The organism is Vibrio gigantis, from assembly GCF_024347515.1.
Classification (GTDB): domain Bacteria; phylum Pseudomonadota; class Gammaproteobacteria; order Enterobacterales; family Vibrionaceae; genus Vibrio; species Vibrio gigantis.
In genome coordinates this window covers 2,951,301-2,971,075 of the sequence record NZ_AP025492.1, presented here as the reverse complement: position 1 = coordinate 2,971,075, position 19,775 = coordinate 2,951,301, and the positions used below count along the sequence as shown (strand labels likewise).

Below are 19,775 nucleotides of genomic sequence, written 5' to 3'. Positions count from 1 at the left end.
AGCCAAGGCTCCCTTTCTTTACATTTGCAAGAATTAACCTTGCATCTGTTTCTCTTTGATCTCTGCAAGTGTTTTACAGTCAATACAAAGATCAGCAGTTGGACGAGCTTCAAGGCGACGAATGCCAATCTCGATACCGCAAGAATCACAGAAGCCGAAATCGTCTTCTTCAATCTTGTCTAACGTCTTCTCAATTTTTTTGATAAGACGACGCTCACGGTCACGGTTACGTAACTCTAGGCTGAATTCTTCTTCTTGAGAAGCACGGTCAACTGGGTCTGGAAAATTCGCTGCTTCGTCCTGCATGTGGTGTACAGTACGATCAACTTCTTCCCTGAGCTGGTTGCGCCAAGCTGCTAAAATTTTTGTAAAATGTTCCGTTTGCTCAGGTGACATGTATTCTTCACCTGGCTTTTCTTGGTACGGTTCAACACCTGCGATGGCTAGGATGCCTAGCGCTTTTTTCTTAGATTCTGGCATACAGCATCTCCTATTTACACCTAGTCAACTGCAAAGCAGCTAATTTTAAGGCGGGTATCTATAGCAGAAAGAACGAATGGTGGCAAATACTCTTATTCAAACTTGCAATCAATGTGATTGGTTCAACATCTTTGCTTAGCTATTGATAAATTCAACAGCTTGTTTTAGTTGTATTTGAGTACTGCTGAGCTCTGCTTTGTAGCAAAGCACTTCAACTCCAGCGTCTTGTGCTTGTTTTAGTAATAACGAATATTTGGCGTCTATATGGTGTGCCGCAGACACTTTTTCAATACCTGAATGTAAAACAGTGAATAAAAGTACGGCTCTATTTCCAGATTCGACCATTTCTGTGAGTTCACGCAGATGTTTTTGGCCTCTGGTGGTGACCGCATCAGGGAAAAAACCTTGCCCTTTGGTTGAGGTCTCTTGTTCATCGAGTAAGGTGACGCTTTTTACTTCGATATAGCAAGGCGGCTTTTCGTTATCTTCAAGCAGAATGTCAATTCGACTATTCTCGCTACCATACTTCACTTCGGTTCGTAACGCGTTATAACCTAAGAGTTCAACTATAGTCTTATTTTCAATTGCTTCCACCGCTAGCTGGTTTGCCCGCGCAGTATTTACACAAATACGATGACCTTTATCTGTTTCTGAGATCTCCCAGCTGTTTGGGTATTTTCTTTTTGCATTATCTGAGGTTGAGTACCACACCGTATTGCCAGGAGTCGCACATCCTGTCATCGCTCCAGTATTTGCACAGTGAATAGTACGCTCACTGCCGTCTGGAAGTTGGATGTCGGTGAGAAAACGTTTATAGCGCTTAATAAGAGTCGCTGACTCTAATGGAGGATTGAAGTGCATATTACTTATTTAGACAGGTAGGTTTTTATGTACAATGTTGCCAACATTACACCACAAGGTTCTCCCATTGCCACAACTGCCCATAGAAGCTGTGATGCCAGATCTGCTCGCTGGCGTAGAAACACACACTCAACTTATTCTAAAGGCCGCTCCCGGTGCGGGTAAGTCAACATTCTTCCCTTTACAGTTAGTTAAGACCAATGCCGTTCAAGGCAAAATCATCATGCTTGAGCCAAGGCGTTTGGCTGCAAGAAATATTGCCACTTACTTAGCAAGCCAATTGGGGGAGAAGGTGGGGGAGAGCGTCGGTTTTAGAGTTCGTGGTGAATCTAAAACCAGCAGTGCAACTCGCTTGGAAATCGTTACCGAGGGGATCATGACGAGAATGATCCAAACCGACCCTGAATTGACTGGGGTTGATATGGTGATCTTTGATGAATTTCACGAGCGCAGCATTCATGCAGATACCGCATTGGCTTTTAGTTTGGAGATCCAAGAGGCATTGCGTGACGATCTCAAAGTGGTTGTGATGTCGGCAACTTTAGATCAACACGCTCTACAAACTTTGCTACCGAATGCCAAATTCGTTGAATCACAAGGCCGCTCCTTTCCGGTCGATTTCCGTTATCAGCCTCTTAACGCCAATGAATATCTAGCCCCTAAAATGGCCAACGTGATTCGCGCTTTGATGGAGAAAGAATCAGGCTCACTTCTCGCCTTTTTGCCGGGCGTTTCTGCGATTAAGCAGGTCGAATCTCAGCTTGAACAGCTTGCTGGTGATATTGATGTGTGCCCTCTGTATGGGCAACTCAGTTTTCCTCAACAGCAGAAAGCAATAGCACCGTCTGAGAAAGGGCGTCGAAAAGTGGTGTTGGCCACCAATATAGCTGAGACTTCTTTGACGATTGAAGGTATTCGATTAGTTGTAGATTCCGGGCTTGAACGTGTTGCAAAGTTCGATCTGAAAACAGGCATTACTAAGCTTGAGCAAGTGAAAATCTCGCAGTCTTCAGCTGAACAACGAGCGGGTCGTGCAGGGCGAATTGAAGAAGGCCTATGTGTGCGCTTGTACAGCGAAACGCAGTTAATGCAGCAACCCGCTGTACCGGACCCTGAAATTCTACATTCAGATCTCTCTTCGCTGGTGGCTGAGTTAACGCAATGGGGCGCTGCAAGTGCAGACGAGTTGCAATGGCTAGACATTCCGCCACAAGCTTCAGTGGAGCAAGCAAAGCAACTGCTGCAAAGCATTGAGCTATTAGACAGCAATGGCCAATTTACGGCGTTAGGAAAACAGGCTCAACGTTTAGGTTTAGAACCTCGTATTGCTAGTATGTTAGTTAAAGCGCAGCAAGGCAGTCCTGCTTTATTGAATGTCGCGGTTGTTGCCGCTGCTTTGCTTGAAGAGCCTGAACGCAACGTCACCGATATTCAGCATTCGTTGCACCGACTTAAGCAAAGAAAGCATTCTAAAAATAACGTGGTGATGCAGCGAGTGAATAATCTCGCCAGCAAACTGAATCATCACTTAGATTTGTCACAACTTGATGAATCATTGCTACCATTGGTGCTTTGCTTTGCATTCCCAGACCGAATTGCTCAAGCGAGAAGTGCTAGCAGTAATGCTTTTCTGCTAGCGAATGGCCATGGTGTTGAGGTTCGTGACGATGACCCATTGGCGAACAATGACTATATCGTAGTGATTGATTTGATGCGTAGCACCGGACGTGCCAGTCAGATTTTCTTAGCCACTGCGGTTGATATTGCGCAGCTAGAATCTGAATTCCCAAAACTGTTTGTGCGTTCAGATTACGCCGATTGGGATGAGAAACGTGGCCGTTTAGTCGCTGAGCAGAGATTGTCTCTGGGTAAGCTGATTATCAGCACCAAAGCTTTACCTGAGCCGGGAGCTAATCAGATTAGCCAAGCCTTGTTGAATTATATCGCTCGATGTGGACTGGACCGTTTACATTGGACGCCAGCCGCGAAGCAGCTCGTTGAACGCGTACGTTGCGCTCAGCTTTGGATGCCGGAGCATGATTGGCCAGCAATGGACGACTCGAGCTTAGTTGAGCACCTTGATGAGTGGCTATCACCATATCTGAATGGTATTAAGTCAGCAAAAGGATTGGCTAGTGTTTCGATGGAACAGGCATTGTCTGCTTATCTTGGTTGGCCTTTGAATCAAGAAATAGATCAATGGCTGCCAACGCACTATCTGATGCCTACGGGGAGTAAGAAAGCTATTCGTTATCAATACCAGTCTGAACCCGTGATCTCAGTGCGAATGCAAGAGGTCTTTGGTGAACAAGATTCCCCATTGATAGCCCAAGGGCGTAAAAAGGTTGTGCTTGAGTTACTCTCTCCCGCACAACGACCACTGCAAATTACTCAGGATTTGGCCGGATTTTGGGCTGGCGCGTACAAAGAAGTACAAAAAGAGATGAAAGGCCGTTACCCAAAACACCCTTGGCCGGATGATCCTGCTAACCATGTAGCAACCACTAAAACCAAACGACAGTTGAATCGATGATGACCAAAATGTTAACGCCAAAAAAGGCACCACCTAAAAAAGCGCCAGCAAAGAAGTCACCAGCGACCAAAGCCAAACCTAGGAAACCAAGAGCGGCTGCGAAAAAGTCCAGATCTAAGGCTAAGAAGTCTGGTAAAAGAGGTTGGTTGAAGATCCTGTGGGGCATGTCTTGGAAAGCCGGCTTAGCGCTCGCGGCATTGCTGTTGTTCGTCGGTATTTATCTTGATTCTGTGGTCAAGCAGCGTTTTGAAGGTCAATTGTTTGATTTACCTACCGTTGTTTATGCTCGCGTGTTGGACCTTTCTCCGGGTACTGCGGTGAGTTTGACACAGGTTAAGAACGAACTGGATGTACTTAATTACCGTAAGGTGAACGCTCCTCGTCATCCCGGTGAGTACTCTTCTTCTTCAACCAAGATTGAGATGATCCGCCGTCCGTTCGAGTTTGTCGATGGGCCGGAAGCTGACCGCCATGTGATGTTGCACTTCAATGGCAATGAATTAACTCGAATCCAGTCGCTAGAGAAAAAAGGCGACATGGGTTATTTGCGTGTTGAACCGAAAATGCTGGGCATGCTTGAGAAAAGCAACGATGAGCAACGACTATTTTTAAAACGTAACCAATTCCCAGAAGTAATGGTTGATGCCTTATTGGCAACTGAAGACCGAAACTTCTATCAACACGATGGGGTTTCACCTTTGGCGATTGCTCGTGCGATGGTGGTTAACGTCAAGGCCGGACGTACTGTTCAAGGTGGTAGTACACTGACACAGCAGCTCGCGAAAAACCTGTTCTTATCTAGTGAACGCACACTGTGGCGTAAAGTTCGAGAGGCCTACATTGCGCTTATCTTGGATCATCGTTACAGCAAAGACCGTATCTTAGAAGCTTATTTGAACGAGGTTTATCTTGGCCAAAATGGTGGGCAAGCGATTCATGGTTTCGGCTTGGCGTCTCGCTTGTACTTTGGTCAACCGATTCAAGAGCTCCGTATTGATCAGCTAGCACTGCTGGTGGGTATGGTGAAAGGACCTTCGTATTACAACCCTGTCCGTTATCCTGAGCGTGCTAAGACTCGACGAGATCTGGTTCTTCGCTTATTGATGCAGCAAGACATATTAACTCCGCGACAATACGAAGAAGCGGCGAGTCGTGATTTAGATATTCAAGACAACCCACGTATTGCTAGTCGTCAGCCTGCTTATTTCCAACAAGTAAACATTGAGCTTAAGAAGTATGTAGGCGATCGATTTGAAGCAAAAAAAGGGATTCGAGTCTTTACCTCACTGGATCCTGTCTCCCAGAACAAGTTAGAGAAGTCGATTGCTCGCAAGGTACCTGATTTATCTAAAACCGCAGGTAACAAACTGGAAGCTGCAGCTATCGCCGTGGATAGAAATACCGGTGAAATTCGAGCTATGGTTGGTGGTAAGCGTACTGGCTACGATGGCTTTAACCGTGCCTTGAACGCGAGTCGTCCTATTGGTTCTTTAGTTAAGCCTGCAATCTACTTAACCGCATTGGAACAACCTGATAAGTACACACTTGCAACAACATTGATGGATACGCCATTAAGCTTGAAAGGCAGCAAAGGAAGTGTGTGGAGCCCAAGAAATTTCGATCGTAAGTTCCGTGGAGATGTGCCCTTGTATGTGGCGCTTTCTAAGTCTTATAACGTACCTACGGTTCGCTTAGGTATGCAGTTAGGCATTGATAGCGTCTCCGATACGATTGGAAAACTGGGTGTCGATAAGAATGAGATTCGTCCAGTGCCGTCGATGTTTTTGGGTTCGTTCTCACTGACTCCGTTCCAGGTGGCACAGATGTACCAAACCATTACCAACTCTGGCCGTATCGCACCTTTGTCTGCGCTTCGTTCGGTTGTTGATAATGATGGTGAGGTTCTGTATCAGTCGATTCCTCGTGTATCACAGAGCGTTGACCAGCAAGCGGCTTGGCTAACCACCTACGCGATGAAGCGTGGTGTGTCGGAAGGCACGGGACGCTTCCTACAAGGTCAGTTTGCATGGGCTGGTTTAGCCGGTAAAACAGGCACCAGTAACGACAGCCGAGACAGTTGGTTTGTGGGTGTTGATGGCCGTGAAGTAACAACCATCTGGTTAGGGCGTGATGATAATAAGCCAACTAAACTAACGGGCTCCAGTGGCGCGTTACGTGTTTATGCCGATTATCTGAAACAGAGAACACCAGAGCAGTTAATATTGCCTTGGCCTAATGGAATTGCGACGGCAAGTTTTACTCGAACCGCTCAAGGGGCTTTAGAATTTGACTGTGATGGTGTGGTTAAACTACCGGTCTGGGACGAAAGTGGAAACATTAAAAAGAGCTGTGAAAGTCAACCAAAACAGTGGCTAAAGAAGCTTTTTCAGTGGTAAAGTCGTAACAGAAAAGAATGACAAGGATAGTTTAAATAATGATTTCTCGTTGGATGGTGAGCGGCTTAGGCATTGTTGGTACTGTGATCAGTTTTCAGCTGTTTGCAGCTACCGTGACACAGGTTGATCAACCTCAGCAGGCTGAACAAGCTCATAAAAGGCCAACCGTTGCTGTCGTTCTTGCTGGTGGTGGGGCAAAAGGTGCAGCTCACATTGGAGTGCTTAAAGCCCTAGAAGAAATGCAAATCCCGGTTGATTACATTACTGGTACTAGTATGGGCTCATACGTTGGTGGCCTTTATGCTACAGGGATGAGTGCAGACGAGATTGAGAGCTTTATTTATACGGTTGATTGGAATCGCGGCTATCGTGATCGCGTTAACCGTAGTGATCGCCGTGTACGTGACAAAGAATATGAAGACCGTTACCAGTTGAACACCGATCTCGGTTTAGGGTGGGGTGAAATCAAAGCAAGGAAAGGTGTGGTTCAAGGTCAGAATATGTTGCGTATTCTGCGTGAGACCACCGGTAACCTCTCTCCACTCGACTCTTTTGACCATCTTGCTATTCCCTACCGTTCAGTAGCAACTGACATTATCGAACTTGAAGAAGTGGTCATCGATCATGGTCATCTTGTCGATGCCATGATGGCCAGTATGTCGGTACCCGGGGCGCTTCCCCCTTATTCCCTAGATGGTCGAATGCTGGTTGATGGCGGTGTCACCAATAATATGCCAGTCGATGTTGCCAGAGCGATGGGAGCGGACATTGTCATTGCGGTGGATATCAGTACCAATTACAAAGGCAAAGAAGACTTCACGAATTTTCTAGCGGCAGCTGACCAACTTTCTAATTATCTGGTCCAACGCAGCACTCAGGAGCAAGCTGAAACATTGACTGATGACGATGTTTTCCTGCGACCAGATGTTGGGCAAATGGAAACTACAGAATTCGATAAGATGCCGGGGGCCTACCAAGCTGGTTATGACGCTGCGATCCAGCATAGCTCGGAGCTTTCTAAACTGTCGCTCTCTAACGCGGATTACCAAAAGTATATCGAGCATAAACAGCAAGCTCGAAAGCAGCTCAAGCACGGTGATCAGACTATTGTTGACCGAGTTGTTATCAACAACAACACTCACTATTCAGACAAGCTGATTGAAAACCGCTTAAACCTTGATTCAGGTGAAGTTCTGAAGACCAGTGAAATTGAATCTAAAGTGCAAGACCTCTATGCGTTAGATAGATTCGAGTTGGTGACCTATGAGTTTGACAACGTTGATGGTGAGGATCAACTGCTGGTAAATGTGAACGAAAAATCTTGGGGCCCCAATTACCTTAATTTTCGATTCTTTCTTGAAGATGACTTCTCTACTACTAGTCAGTACTCAATCGGTGTCTCTGCTAACTTTACCGATATCAACTCGCACGGCGCAGAGCTAAGAACCAATATCGAGATGGGTACAGATAAAAGAATTGAGGCAGAGCTTTACTCGCCATTCTTTTCGAGTCAAAAATTGTTCACTTCTGCATCGGTTGTTTACAGTAAGGAAAACAAAAACCTACCCGTAGATATTGACGAGATTGAAGAACCTACTCTGGACGTGACGAAAGACTACTTTCCAATGACCTATAGCGAGTATGTCGGTGAATTAGCATTAGGCTATCAACCTACCTTGTGGCAAGAGCTGAAATTTGGTGCTCGTTACACCGACGGAAACGTTGAGGTTGCTTCTTTACCTTCGCTAGGTAATGGTGGTTATACACGTATTGGTGGATTTATAAGTTATCGATTGGATACTTTGGATAACTTTAGCTTGCCAACTGAAGGCTATTTTGTTGATTTAGAATACCTTGTTTCTCATGATGATTTTCAGAATGATACTTCTATTAACGACACAGAGTTAACGTCTGAGAGCGATACTGTTTATGAGTTTTCGGCTAATTTCATGGCAGCAAAGAGTATTGAGAAGCATACTTTAGTCGCAAAGCTTGATTATGGCATTGTAGAGAGTAAAAATTCAGTTTTCCCTATCGATCCCAGAGAGCTTGGTGGCTTTCTAAACCTGTCTGGTATCCCAAGGAATAGTATGATTGGCCAGAACTTGGCCTATACGAGCCTTATCTATCGATATAAGTGGTTTGAAAATGACTTTGGCCTCTTTGAATCACCATTCTACGTTGGAGCATCCATTGAGCATGGTGGTGTTTGGTCGAACAATGATTTGAGTATTGATGAAGCGCCAATGTATACCGCGGGTTCTGTTTTCGCCGGTGTCGATTCACCGATCGGGCCGATCATTTTAGCTTATGGCCGAACTGAAGATAACTTCGATTCGGTTTACTTGATTGTAGGAACCTCTTACAAATAATCATGCGTAGAGTCGCCATTTAAGTGCGTAATTAGGCAAAAATAGTGGGACTTTCGTCTTAACTTGCTATGTTGGTCAAAATGATAAGATTTTAATTTAACGTTAAATTTGCTATTCTACCGCCCACAGTTTGGCCTCTATGACGCCGCTCATCAATACAAATTGAATGACAAAAATGGCAATGGAGAGCCAAGTTTCCAAGGATGTTCACTTCTTTATTTTACTAACAATTATGAAGGGAAGAAGTGAACCGCAATGAGAGGAAAAAAGTCGTGCTTGAAGCCTACCGTAAACACGTCGAAGAACGTGCCGCCGAAGGAGTTGTTCCAAAACCACTAGATGCTGAGCAGGTAGCTGGCCTAGTTGAACTTCTGAAGAATCCACCTCAAGGTGAAGAAGAAATCATTCTTGACCTACTAGAAAATCGCATTCCACCGGGTGTAGATGAAGCTGCTTACGTAAAAGCTGGCTTCCTTACGGCTATCACTAAAGGTGAAGTAGCTTCTCCACTAGTTAGCAAAGCAAAAGCTGCAGAACTGCTTGGCACTATGCAAGGCGGTTACAACATCGAATCTCTAGTATCTCTACTAGATGATGCTGAGCTTGCTCCAATTGCTGTTAAAGCCCTTTCTCATACTTTACTGATGTTTGATGCGTTCTATGATGTAGAAGAGAAAGCAAAAGCTGGTAATGCATCTGCACAACAAGTACTTCAATCTTGGGCTGATGCTGAATGGTTTACAGCGAAAGATAAAGTAGCAGAAAAGATCACTGTTAAAGTATTTAAGGTTACCGGTGAAACTAACACGGATGACTTATCTCCAGCGCCTGATGCATGGTCACGTCCTGATATCCCAGTACACGCGAAAGCGATGCTGAAGATGGAACGTGATGGCATTACTCCTGATGAACAGGGTAGCGTTGGTCCAATCAATCAAATTGAAGAAATGCAAAAAGATGGCATCCCATTGGCTTACGTTGGTGATGTTGTTGGTACCGGTTCTTCACGTAAATCGGCAACAAACTCAGTACTTTGGTTTATGGGGGAAGATATCCCATTTGTACCAAACAAACGTACTGGTGGTGTTTGTCTTGGTGGTAAAATTGCACCAATCTTCTACAACACAATGGAAGATTCAGGCGCGCTACCAATTGAACTGAACGTACAAGACATGAATATGGGCGATATCATTGATATCTACCCGTACGAAGGTGTTGTTCACAAGAACGGTTCTGTGATTTCAAACTTTGAGCTAAGCAAAGTGCTTCTCGATGAAGTGCGTGCTGGTGGTCGTATTCCACTGATCATCGGTCGTGGCTTAACTGGTCGTGCTCGTGATGCTCTAGGTCTAGCTGAAACCGATCTGTTTGCTAAACCAATCGACCCATCTGCATCTGATAAAGGCTACACGCTAGCTCAGAAGATGGTTGGTAAAGCATGCGGCGTTGAAGGTGTACGTGCTGGCCAGTACTGTGAACCTAAAATGACAACAGTGGGTTCTCAAGATACTACTGGCCCTATGACGCGTGATGAGCTTAAAGATCTGGCGTGTCTTGGTTTCTCTGCAGACCTTGTAATGCAGTCTTTCTGTCACACCTCGGCATACCCGAAACCAGTCGATGTAAATACTCACCATACGCTACCTGATTTCATCATGAACCGTGCGGGTGTTTCTCTGCGTCCAGGTGATGGCGTTATCCACTCATGGCTAAACCGTATGCTTCTTCCTGATACTGTAGGTACAGGTGGTGATTCGCATACTCGTTTCCCTCTAGGTATTTCATTCCCTGCGGGTTCTGGCTTGGTAGCATTTGCTGCTGCAACAGGCGTTATGCCTCTTGATATGCCTGAATCTATCTTGGTTCGTTTTAAAGGTGAAATGCAACCGGGTATCACGCTACGTGACCTAGTTCATGCAATTCCTCTTTACGGCATCAAGCAAGGTCTACTAACCGTAGAGAAAGCAGGAAAGATCAACGAATTCTCTGGTCGTGTACTAGAAATTGAAGGTGTTGAGCACCTATCTGTTGAGCAAGCATTTGAACTTTCTGATGCATCTGCTGAACGTTCTGCGGCAGGTTGTACCGTTAAGCTTTCTGAAGAGTCTATCTCTGAGTACTTGAACTCGAACATCGTGATGCTGAAGTGGATGATCGCTGAAGGTTACGGTGATGTTCGTACTATCGAACGTCGTATTACAGCAATGGAAGAGTGGCTAGCTAACCCTGAGTTGCTGTCTGCTGATTCAGATGCGGAATACGCGCACGTTATCGAGATTGACCTTGCTGATATCGATCAACCAATCCTATGTGCACCAAACGATCCAGATGATGCTCGTCTTCTATCTGACGTTCAAGGCACAGAGATTCAAGAAGTGTTCATCGGTTCTTGTATGACGAATATCGGCCACTTCCGTGCTGCTGGTAAGATGCTTGAAGAGTTCAATGGTTCTCTAAACACTCGCCTATGGGTTGCTCCGCCAACGAAGATGGATAAAGACCAACTAACAGAAGAAGGCTACTACGGCATCTTCGGTCGTGCTGGAGTTCGTATCGAAACTCCTGGCTGTTCACTATGTATGGGTAACCAAGCTCGTGTTGCAGATAAAGCGACAGTAATGTCTACATCTACACGTAACTTCCCGAACCGTTTGGGTACAGGTGCGGATGTTTATCTAGCTTCTGCTGAACTTTCTGCTGTTGGTGCGATTCTAGGTCGTATCCCAACGAAAGAAGAGTACTTAGAGTACGCTGAGAAGATTAATGCAACGGCTGCTGATACATACCGTTACCTGAACTTCCATAAAATGGGTCAGTACACAGAGAAAGCCGATACGGTTATTTTCCAAGAACCAGCCTAGTTCCTCGTCATATTTGTAGCGACAGCGTTGTTGACTGCGTACGTTCACCGGAACGCCGGCCGCCCTAATCGCATAGAGCTTCTATGCTCATAGGGATGAACGTACTTGTCGCCTAGCTGCCACTCCAACTATTTAGAGGAACCCAAATGATAGAGCGTCTACTTCGGTAGGCGTTTTTTATGTCTGAATGTTCGGTGACGAGCGACTCGACCTCTTAAGCACTTCGCTATATACTCTCGCCTCATTTTTAACCCTATCTGTCATTAGTGCGCGGAGCCTTTATGGAATTTGAATTTACAAGAAACACTTTAATGGGCGAGTACTATGTAAAGTGCAGTATGGGACACGAGATCGTTGGCCGCTGGCTTCAAGAAGAGATCGGCAAAGATAAGCAGAAATTAGATCATGTAATAGCGTTGATTGAGCAATCTCGACAGGATCTGAGTAATGAAGTGACGTTGCTTGGCAAAGAGATTAGCCTTGCGATCAATGAAGATGAAGTAACGATCCAAGAAAACGTGCTTGCACATGAGCAAGAGATGGAAGAGGGCAGTGAGTTTGACTTCTATAACTGTGAAAGCCAAGCAAGCTGTGGAATCGACGACTTCGAGCTACTCATCGAACGTTGGATGGATTTTTTAGGTTACTAGTCTCAAATAACCTATTTGTTAGTCATTCAGAGCTTTGAAGGCTCCGTTGCCCAAAACTAGAGCAATAAGAGCATCACGCATTAAGATAGGGAAAAGGCCGCACCATATTGGTGCGGCCTTTTTCGTTATTACAGCCTAATTATCTTCAAGTTATTTAAAATCAACCACTTAACTTTTTGGCACATTACTTGGATTGTAATAAGAGAATTAACGGATTAAGCAAGAATTTAAGGAACGAATATGAAATTAATAAATGCCATTGTTAAGCCATTCAAATTAGATGATGTACGCGAAGCGCTCTCTGATGTGGGTATTGAAGGTATGACAGTTTCTGAAGTGAAAGGCTTTGGTCGTCAGAAGGGACACACTGAGTTATATCGTGGTGCAGAGTACCAAGTGGATTTCCTACCAAAGGTGAAGCTAGAGATTGCTACCCAAGCTGAAAATGTCGACCGAGTTGTTGAAGCGATTAGCCAAGCGGCACACACCGGAAAAATCGGCGACGGTAAGATTTTTGTGTATGACCTAAGCCAAGCCGTACGAATTCGTACTGGTGAAATGGATGCTGAAGCACTTTAAAGAATTACAAGGACTGGAGACTTTAATATGGAACTTACAACAACAGTAACGGAACTACGTTACGCACTAGACACTTTTTTCTTCCTCATTTCAGGTGCGTTGGTAATGTGGATGGCAGCAGGCTTCGCAATGTTAGAAGCTGGCCTAGTTCGTTCAAAGAACACCACAGAGATTTTAACTAAGAACATCTGCCTGTACGCGATTGCATGTACTGCGTTCTTAGTAGTTGGCTACAACATTATGTATGTCGATAACGGCGAAGGCGGTTGGTTACCATCATTCGGTACTCTGATTGGTACTCAAGGTGAAGGCGCAGACCACTCTTTAGAATCAGACTTCTTCTTCCAGGTAGTATTCGTTGCAACCGCAATGTCTGTGGTATCTGGTGCAGTAGCTGAGCGTATGAAGCTTTGGTCATTCCTAATCTTCTCAGTAGTACTAACAGCATTTATCTACCCAATAGAAGGTTACTGGACTTGGGGCGGTGGTTTCCTATCAGAAGCGGGTTTCAGTGACTTCGCAGGTTCAGGTATCGTACACATGGCTGGTGCGGCAGCAGCGTTGGCTGGTGTTCTACTACTAGGTGCTCGTAAAGGTAAATACGGTAAGAACGGTGAAATCTACCCGATTCCTGGTTCAAACATGCCACTTGCAACGTTAGGTACATTCATCCTTTGGTTTGGTTGGTTCGGCTTCAACGGCGGTTCTCAACTGATGGTTTCAGACTTTGAGAACGCAACAGCAGTCGGTCAAATATTCCTTAACACCAACGCAGCAGCTGCAGCAGGTGCAATCGCAGCACTACTAGTATGTAAAACGACTTGGGGTAAAGCAGACCTAACCATGATTCTTAACGGCGCGTTAGCTGGCCTAGTAGCAATCACTGCAGACCCTCTATCACCATCACCTCTATTTGCAGTGGCAATTGGTTCGGTATCTGGTGCATTGGTTGTATTCAGCATCATCGCTCTAGACAAAGCTAAGATTGATGATCCAGTAGGTGCTATCTCTGTACACGGTGTATGTGGTTTCTTCGGCCTAATGGCTGTGCCACTAAGCAACGCTGACGCAACGTTTGGTGCTCAATTACTAGGTGCTGCAGTAATCTTTGCTTGGGTGTTCGGAGCGAGCCTAGCTGTATGGGCTGTACTTAAAGCGACCATTGGTATTCGTGTAAGTGAAGACGAAGAGCTGGAAGGCATGGACATGCACGATTGTGGTGTTGGCGCTTACCCTGAGTTTGTATCTGTAAAGTAGACTCTATAGACAGAACTTAAACGTAAGTTCAGTGAAAATAGAAACCCTGCAGCTGATGGTTGCGGGGTTTTTCTATATAAGTAGTGAAGTGATATGAAGGATGGCTAGCACACCAATAATGTGCATATTCATAGACAGATAGAAGCATATGCTTAGACATAAAATGTTACAAAACTGAGAGTTTGATTGGGTCTACAAGGCTACTTTTTTGTCTCTCATCATTGTAATTACTTTATTGATGAATATAATAACGCAACTGATAGACATTATCATTTCGATATAAAGGATTTTACAATGAAGAAACTGCTAACACTTTCAGCTCTAGCGTGTGGTGTAATTGCCCCGACAGCAATGGCTGCGGAAGAAGTAAATGTATACTCTTACCGTCAACCTTTCCTTGTTGAGCCAATGTTCAACGAGTTCACAAAAGAGACTGGCATTAAAGTAAACGTTAAGTTTGCTAAAAAAGGTTTAGCAGAGAAGTTAGCTCAAGAGGGTGAATATAGCCCAGCTGACGTTGTCTTAACTGTAGATATCAGCCGTCTATCTGAATTAACTAAACAAGGTCTAGTTCAATCTGTAGAGAGCGATGTACTTGAAAAGAACATCCCAGCTCAATATCAAGATACAGACAACGAGTGGTTTGCTCTAACAACTCGTACTCGTAGCGTCTATTCTTCACGTGACCGTGTTGGTCGCCTAGGTGAAGAGTTCACTTACGAAGATCTAACTAAGCCTGAATTTAAAGGTAAAATCTGTACTCGTAGCGGCAAGCACCCATACAATGTTTCTCTAGTATCTTCGATGATTGCTCACAAAGGTGAAGCTGAAACGAAAGAATGGCTAGAAGGTGTAAAAGCTAACCTAGCACGTAAGCCTCAAGGTAACGACCGCGCACAAGTTAAAGCGATTAAAGAAGGTCTATGTGATGTTGCTCTTGGTAACAGCTACTACCTAGGTAAGATGGTTAACGATAAAGAGCAAAAAGCTTGGGCTGACTCTGTTTACATTAACTTCCCTAACCAAGAAACTACAGGTACTCACGTAAACATCTCTGGTATGGCAATGGCTAAATACTCTCCAAATGAAGAGAATGCTGTTAAGCTAATGGAATTCCTATCTGGTAACACAGCACAAAGCATGTACGCAGAAGTGAACTACGAATACCCAGTGAAAGCAGACGTTAAACCTTCTGAGCTTGTTGCTTCATGGGGTGAGTTTAAAGCAGATACTATTTCTCTAGATGAAATTGCAAACCACCACGCGGCTGCAATCAAGTTATTAGATGAAGTTAAGTTCGATCTATAATTTATTACGGTAGGCTTCGGCCTAAGTAAAATGACAACCCCAAGTTGCTATTTTGGCTACTTGGGGTTGTTTGTTATTGGAAAATCACTTTTTGATACAAAGCTCCCCGTTGATCCCTTGAGTTATTAGCATCTCACCTTGAAGTCATTAGAGTATATGGGTATAAATAACCCCACCATTAAAAGGATATGAGATGTATTTGCAAATGCATTTGTGTTTCATTAAGCCTCATTGTAGTTAGGCGATGAAAGAAAAGAATTATTTGTGGAACACCAGTAGCGGAATTATTGCTGTATTACTGGTTTTACCGATCTTAGCGATTTTTACGACGGCTGTTGGAGAAACAGATGAGCTCTTTTCTCATCTAATGTCCACAGTGATGCCTACCTATGCCTACAATACGGTGGTTTTAGTCATAGGAACTATGTTCCTGTCTTTAGTTTTTGGTATTCCGTCGGCTTGGGTGATGGCAATGTGCCGTGTTCCGGGAGAGCGCGTTTTGCAGTGGGCACTAGTCCTGCCGTTAGCGATGCCTGGCTATATTGTTGGGTATATCTTTACCGATTGGTTCGACTTTGCAGGCCCTGTTCAGGTTCTACTGAGGGAGCTTACAGGGTGGGGACCCGGTGAGTATTGGTTCCCGGATATTAGAACCTTATCCGGTGCTATTATTGTTCTGTCTCTCGTTCTCTACCCTTATGTTTATTTGCTGTGCCGTGCGGCATTTATGGAGCAAAACGTCTCCTTATTGCAATCCGCTCGTTTGCTAAAATGCTCACCTTGGGAAAGCTTTCGTCGTATCTCCTTACCACTTGTTCGCCCATCTATGGCGGTCGGGTTATCGCTTGTTGCTATGGAAACCATCGGTGATTTTGGTACCGTGAGTTACTTTGCAGTAAATACTTTAACGACTGCGGTTTATGATACTTGGCTAGGCTATTCAAGCTTAACGGCTGCAGCGAAAATATCTGCAATCATGCTGGTTATCGTGATCTTACTGTTGAGCTCTGAGCGATACAGTCGCCGTAAGCAGAAGCTATTCCAGAATCAATTCAGCAGTCGCGAAGATTTTCGTTACGACCTTTCTGGGGGGAAAAAATGGCTGGCGCTATTTTGGTGCTGGGGATTAGTTTGCGTCGCATTCTTGTTCCCTCTTGGTCAGCTCATCATTTATGCCTATAAATATTTTTCTCAGAGCTGGACTCCTGAGTTCAGAGAGTATGCTGTTAACAGCCTTTATGTTTCGGTGGCTGCTGCGATTATTGGTGTGATTGTAGCTATGATTGTTAACTTCAATCAACGCGTTAGCCCGAGTAAGAAAAATCAGGCTTATATGCGCCTCGCTTCAATGGGCTATGCCGTTCCAGGAACCGTGTTAGCGATTGGTGTGATGGTACCTGTTTTGTTCATGGATCACTTAGTCAATGACATTGCGAAAGTAATGGAGTGGGGACGACCTGGTTTGATCTTCTCTGGTTCCATGTTCGCGCTAATCTTTGCCATGGTCGTGCGCTTTTCGGCGGTTGCGATTGGCAGTATTGAAAGTAGCTTGAGTAAAGTATCGCCTTCATTGGATATGGCTTCAAAAACCATGGGTTGTAATACCAATCAGATGTTACGCCGTGTTCACTTACCTTTAATTAAACGTGGCGCATTGATCGCGGGTTTACTGGTGTTTATCGAATCAATGAAAGAGTTGAATGCGGCATTGCTGCTGCGTCCTTTCAACTTCGAAACATTGGCGACTTATGTTTATAACTATGCCTCAGATGAGCACCTAGAATTAGCGGCAATGCCTGCTGTATTATTGGTGTTGGTGGGTCTAATTCCTCTGATCATCGTAAACCGTTCCTTGGAGCAGAAAAACTAATGAGTTGTGCATTATCAATTAAAGATTTGACTTGTAAGTATGAGTCGCAAACCATTTTGGAAGCGCTCTCATTAGAAGTTGAGCATGGTGAAATTGTTTGTCTTCTTGGTGCGAGTGGCTGCGGCAAAACGACGTTACTTAAGGCGATTGCGGGGTTACTTCCATTGAGTAGCGGTGTGATGAGTTTGAACTGTCAAACCATTGATGATGGTGAGAATTGGCTGCCACCAGAGCAGCGTAACATTGGTATGATTTTCCAAGATTACGCCCTATTCCCGCACCTGACGGTCAATCAGAATGTCGGCTTTGGATTAAAAGCACTCTCAGAGCAGCAAAAGAAAGAGAAAGTTCAAGAGATGCTGGAACTGGTTCACTTAGGTGAGTTCGGTGATCGATACCCACATCAACTTTCTGGTGGTCAACAACAGCGCGTCGCGATTGCTCGTTCTTTGGCATATAAGCCAGACTTACTACTGTTAGATGAACCATTCTCAAACATCGATACTCAGGTTCGCCACGAGCTGATTTCTCAAATTCGTAAGATCTTTAAGAAACAAGGTGTCACAGCTATCTTCGTAACTCACAGTCGTGAAGAAGCGTTCGCGTTTGCAGATAAGATGGCAGTAATGAACCATGGTGTGATTGAACAGTATGGTTCGGCATCTGAGTTGTATTTCCACCCTTCGAGTAAGTTCGTTGCTGATTTCCTGGGTGGTGGCAGTTATCTGAATGCACAGCGTATTTCAGGAAATGAATTTAAAACAAGCTTAGGCCTGATAGAAGCTAAAGCACAAACTCAGATTGAAGTGGGATCGGAATGTTCGTTGTTACTAAGACCACAGCAGATCCAAGCAAGTTATGAGCAAGACAGCGCTATTTCAGTGCTAGAACAGCAATTTATGGGCGACCACTGTCGCTATGTTATTGAAGCTCATGGTCAGAAGTTGTTGGCAACCTCATCAGAAGCGCTTGAAGTGGGTATGCCAGTAAACGTAAAAGTCGATACTAAAGGCGTGTTGGCTTTTTAAAGGGATACAACACGATACTAATCGTTACAAGAATCACGATAAAAAAGCCCAGTACTTTAATTAAAGTACTGGGCAAGAGTTCTTCACCTATAGGCTTTAACAAGGCAGTGATTTGTTAAATCCCATACAAAACTGCTGCACTCTATAAGCCTATAGAGAGAGGAAGTCTTTCACTTTTTGAAGAACACGTTCTGCAGTGTCTTTATCTTCCATTTCTGCGAAGATTCGTAGTAACGGCTCTGTTCCTGAGAAGCGAGCAATTACCCAGCCGCCATTCTTGAAGTACACCTTGGCACCATCTTCATAGCTGACTTTTTCAATTTCGTATTCAAATTCAGGCAGTTGCTTCTCTACATAGATCTTGGTGTAGAGTGCTTCTTTCTCTGAAGGCTTAAACTTGCAGTCGCCTTCAGCGGTGTAGGCATAGCCGTATTTGGAATAGATCTCATCAAGCAGTTCAGACAGCTTTTTGCCCGTCACACTGATCATTTCAACCAGCAAGCTAGAAGCAAATACGCCGTCTTTACCTTTGATGTGACCACGAATGGTTAAACCACCTGAGCTTTCTCCACCAATCAGTGAGTCATCGGCTTCCATTTGCGAGCTGATATGTTTAAAGCCTACCGGAACCTCAAAGCTCTTCTCGCCATGATCCGCCGCCACTTTATCTAGCAGGTGTGTGGTTGCGATGTTACGCACGACAGAGCCTTTCCAGCCTTTGTATTCCAACAAGTAGTAGTAAAGCAGCAGAAGTACTTCGTTAGGGTGAATGAAGTGACCTTTCTCATCGATGATACCCAAGCGGTCGGCATCGCCATCGGTACCAATACCAATGTCATAACCTTCAGCGGCTACTAAGTGCTTCAAGCGATACAGCGTTGCGGCATTTGGCGATGGCATCAAGCCACCAAAATCTGGGTTTTTACCATCGTTGATGACATCGACATCACAACGACCGTTGATAAGAACCGTTTGCAGAGCGTTTTTCGCCACACCAAACATTGGATCGATCAGTACGCGTAGGTTGGCTTTCTTGATCGAATCGATATCAATAAAGTTGATGATCGAATCCACAAAGTCGTTCATCGGATTGATGATCTCGATCTCTTTGTCATTTAACGCTTGTTCGAAATCGACACGGATAACGTCTTCGTTAGTTAGGGTTGCGATTTGCTGTTCGATCTTCTCGGTGATGATCTCGTCAGCATCACGACCACCTTCAATAAACACCTTGATACCGTTGTAGTCTGCTGGGTTGTGAGAAGCGGTGATACACGCTGAGTAGGTACACCCCATCTCTTTTGCTTGGAACATCACGATAGGTGTTGGAACGAATTTATCAATGAAGCTTACTCTGATGTTATTCGCTGCAAGTACTTCTGCAAACCAGCATGCCGCTTTATCTGAAAGGAAACGACGGTCATAACCGATCACAAATCCATTCTTGGCAGCATCTTCGTTGTTGATGATGTTAGCGAGTGCTTGCGCTACTAAGCGAACGTTCTCTCTGGTGAACTCTTCACCAATGAAAGCGCGCCAGCCACCTGTACCAAATTTAATCATTAGAAAATCCTTTTAGT

At 44.7% G+C, this 19,775-nt stretch carries 13 protein-coding genes; 10 read left to right on the top strand and 3 right to left on the bottom strand.

Going from position 1 to position 19,775, the window contains the following annotated elements; translation table 11 throughout:
* Positions 1 to 33: 33 nt before the first annotated feature.
* Together dksA and sfsA are read right to left on the bottom strand one after the other, a co-directional pair.
* Entirely contained in the window at positions 34 to 480 is a 447-nt protein-coding gene (dksA, locus tag OCV56_RS13100; protein ID WP_004738189.1) for an RNA polymerase-binding protein DksA, read from the bottom strand.
* Positions 481 to 615: 135 nt separating this feature from the next.
* Positions 616 to 1,341, bottom strand: coding sequence for a DNA/RNA nuclease SfsA (sfsA, locus tag OCV56_RS13095; protein WP_086711953.1), 726 nt, complete (start codon positions 1,339 to 1,341; stop codon positions 616 to 618).
* Positions 1,342 to 1,435: 94 nt separating this feature from the next.
* Between sfsA and hrpB the strand changes: the two genes are divergently transcribed.
* The 10 genes from hrpB (at position 1,436) to OCV56_RS13045 (ending at position 18,195) form a co-directional block, all read left to right on the top strand.
* On the top strand, positions 1,436 to 3,874 hold the full coding sequence (gene hrpB / locus OCV56_RS13090; protein WP_228761230.1) for an ATP-dependent helicase HrpB: 2,439 nt from the start codon (positions 1,436 to 1,438) through the stop codon (positions 3,872 to 3,874).
* Positions 3,871 to 6,270, top strand: a complete 2,400-nt coding sequence (gene mrcB, locus OCV56_RS13085; RefSeq protein WP_086711949.1) for a penicillin-binding protein 1B — start codon at positions 3,871 to 3,873, stop codon at positions 6,268 to 6,270. Before hrpB ends, mrcB begins: the two co-directional genes overlap by 4 nt.
* Before the next feature lie 38 nt (positions 6,271 to 6,308).
* Complete coding sequence (locus tag OCV56_RS13080) at positions 6,309 to 8,642, top strand: patatin-like phospholipase family protein (protein ID WP_086711948.1); 2,334 nt, start codon at positions 6,309 to 6,311, stop codon at positions 8,640 to 8,642.
* Between the two features lie 272 nt (positions 8,643 to 8,914).
* Complete coding sequence (gene acnB, locus OCV56_RS13075; RefSeq protein ID WP_086711946.1) at positions 8,915 to 11,503, top strand: bifunctional aconitate hydratase 2/2-methylisocitrate dehydratase; 2,589 nt, start codon at positions 8,915 to 8,917, stop codon at positions 11,501 to 11,503.
* A gap of 281 nt (positions 11,504 to 11,784) precedes the next feature.
* Complete coding sequence (locus OCV56_RS13070; protein WP_086711944.1) at positions 11,785 to 12,153, top strand: YacL family protein; 369 nt, start codon at positions 11,785 to 11,787, stop codon at positions 12,151 to 12,153.
* Positions 12,154 to 12,393: 240 nt separating this feature from the next.
* Positions 12,394 to 12,732 carry a P-II family nitrogen regulator gene (gene glnK, locus OCV56_RS13065; RefSeq protein WP_004738200.1) on the top strand — a complete coding sequence of 113 codons (339 nt, stop codon included), beginning with the start codon at positions 12,394 to 12,396 and terminating at the stop codon, positions 12,730 to 12,732.
* Positions 12,733 to 12,759: 27 nt separating this feature from the next.
* A complete protein-coding gene (locus OCV56_RS13060; protein WP_086711942.1) occupies positions 12,760 to 13,989 on the top strand; it encodes an ammonium transporter in 1,230 nt (409 codons plus the stop codon).
* A 294-nt stretch (positions 13,990 to 14,283) separates the two neighbouring features.
* Positions 14,284 to 15,297 carry a Fe(3+) ABC transporter substrate-binding protein gene (locus OCV56_RS13055; protein WP_017633252.1) on the top strand — a complete coding sequence of 338 codons (1,014 nt, stop codon included), beginning with the start codon at positions 14,284 to 14,286 and terminating at the stop codon, positions 15,295 to 15,297.
* Positions 15,298 to 15,541: 244 nt separating this feature from the next.
* The gene (locus tag OCV56_RS13050; protein WP_086711940.1) at positions 15,542 to 17,167 is read left to right on the top strand and encodes an ABC transporter permease; all 1,626 of its coding nucleotides are present in this window, start codon (positions 15,542 to 15,544) and stop codon (positions 17,165 to 17,167) included.
* The gene (locus OCV56_RS13045; protein ID WP_086711937.1) at positions 17,167 to 18,195 is read left to right on the top strand and encodes an ABC transporter ATP-binding protein; all 1,029 of its coding nucleotides are present in this window, start codon (positions 17,167 to 17,169) and stop codon (positions 18,193 to 18,195) included. The genes OCV56_RS13050 and OCV56_RS13045 overlap by 1 nt, the downstream gene beginning before the upstream one ends.
* Positions 18,196 to 18,345: 150 nt before the next feature.
* On the opposite strand, the gene OCV56_RS13040 is transcribed toward OCV56_RS13045, so the two are convergent.
* Positions 18,346 to 19,758, bottom strand: a complete 1,413-nt coding sequence (locus tag OCV56_RS13040) for a phosphoglucomutase/phosphomannomutase family protein (RefSeq protein WP_086711935.1) — start codon at positions 19,756 to 19,758, stop codon at positions 18,346 to 18,348.
* Positions 19,759 to 19,775 lie beyond the last annotated feature (17 nt).

Coding starts and splice junctions, on each gene's coding strand:
- OCV56_RS13060 (WP_086711942.1), top strand. CDS start 12,760: ATGGAACTTACAACAACAGTAACGGAACTACGTTACGCACTAGACACT.
- OCV56_RS13045 (WP_086711937.1), top strand. CDS start 17,167: ATGAGTTGTGCATTATCAATTAAAGATTTGACTTGTAAGTATGAGTCG.
- sfsA (WP_086711953.1), bottom strand. CDS start 1,341: ATGCACTTCAATCCTCCATTAGAGTCAGCGACTCTTATTAAGCGCTAT.
- OCV56_RS13040 (WP_086711935.1), bottom strand. CDS start 19,758: ATGATTAAATTTGGTACAGGTGGCTGGCGCGCTTTCATTGGTGAAGAG.
- hrpB (WP_228761230.1), top strand. CDS start 1,436: ATGCCAGATCTGCTCGCTGGCGTAGAAACACACACTCAACTTATTCTA.
- dksA (WP_004738189.1), bottom strand. CDS start 480: ATGCCAGAATCTAAGAAAAAAGCGCTAGGCATCCTAGCCATCGCAGGT.
- OCV56_RS13055 (WP_017633252.1), top strand. CDS start 14,284: ATGAAGAAACTGCTAACACTTTCAGCTCTAGCGTGTGGTGTAATTGCC.
- glnK (WP_004738200.1), top strand. CDS start 12,394: ATGAAATTAATAAATGCCATTGTTAAGCCATTCAAATTAGATGATGTA.
- OCV56_RS13070 (WP_086711944.1), top strand. CDS start 11,785: ATGGAATTTGAATTTACAAGAAACACTTTAATGGGCGAGTACTATGTA.
- OCV56_RS13080 (WP_086711948.1), top strand. CDS start 6,309: ATGATTTCTCGTTGGATGGTGAGCGGCTTAGGCATTGTTGGTACTGTG.
- OCV56_RS13050 (WP_086711940.1), top strand. CDS start 15,542: ATGAAAGAAAAGAATTATTTGTGGAACACCAGTAGCGGAATTATTGCT.
- mrcB (WP_086711949.1), top strand. CDS start 3,871: ATGATGACCAAAATGTTAACGCCAAAAAAGGCACCACCTAAAAAAGCG.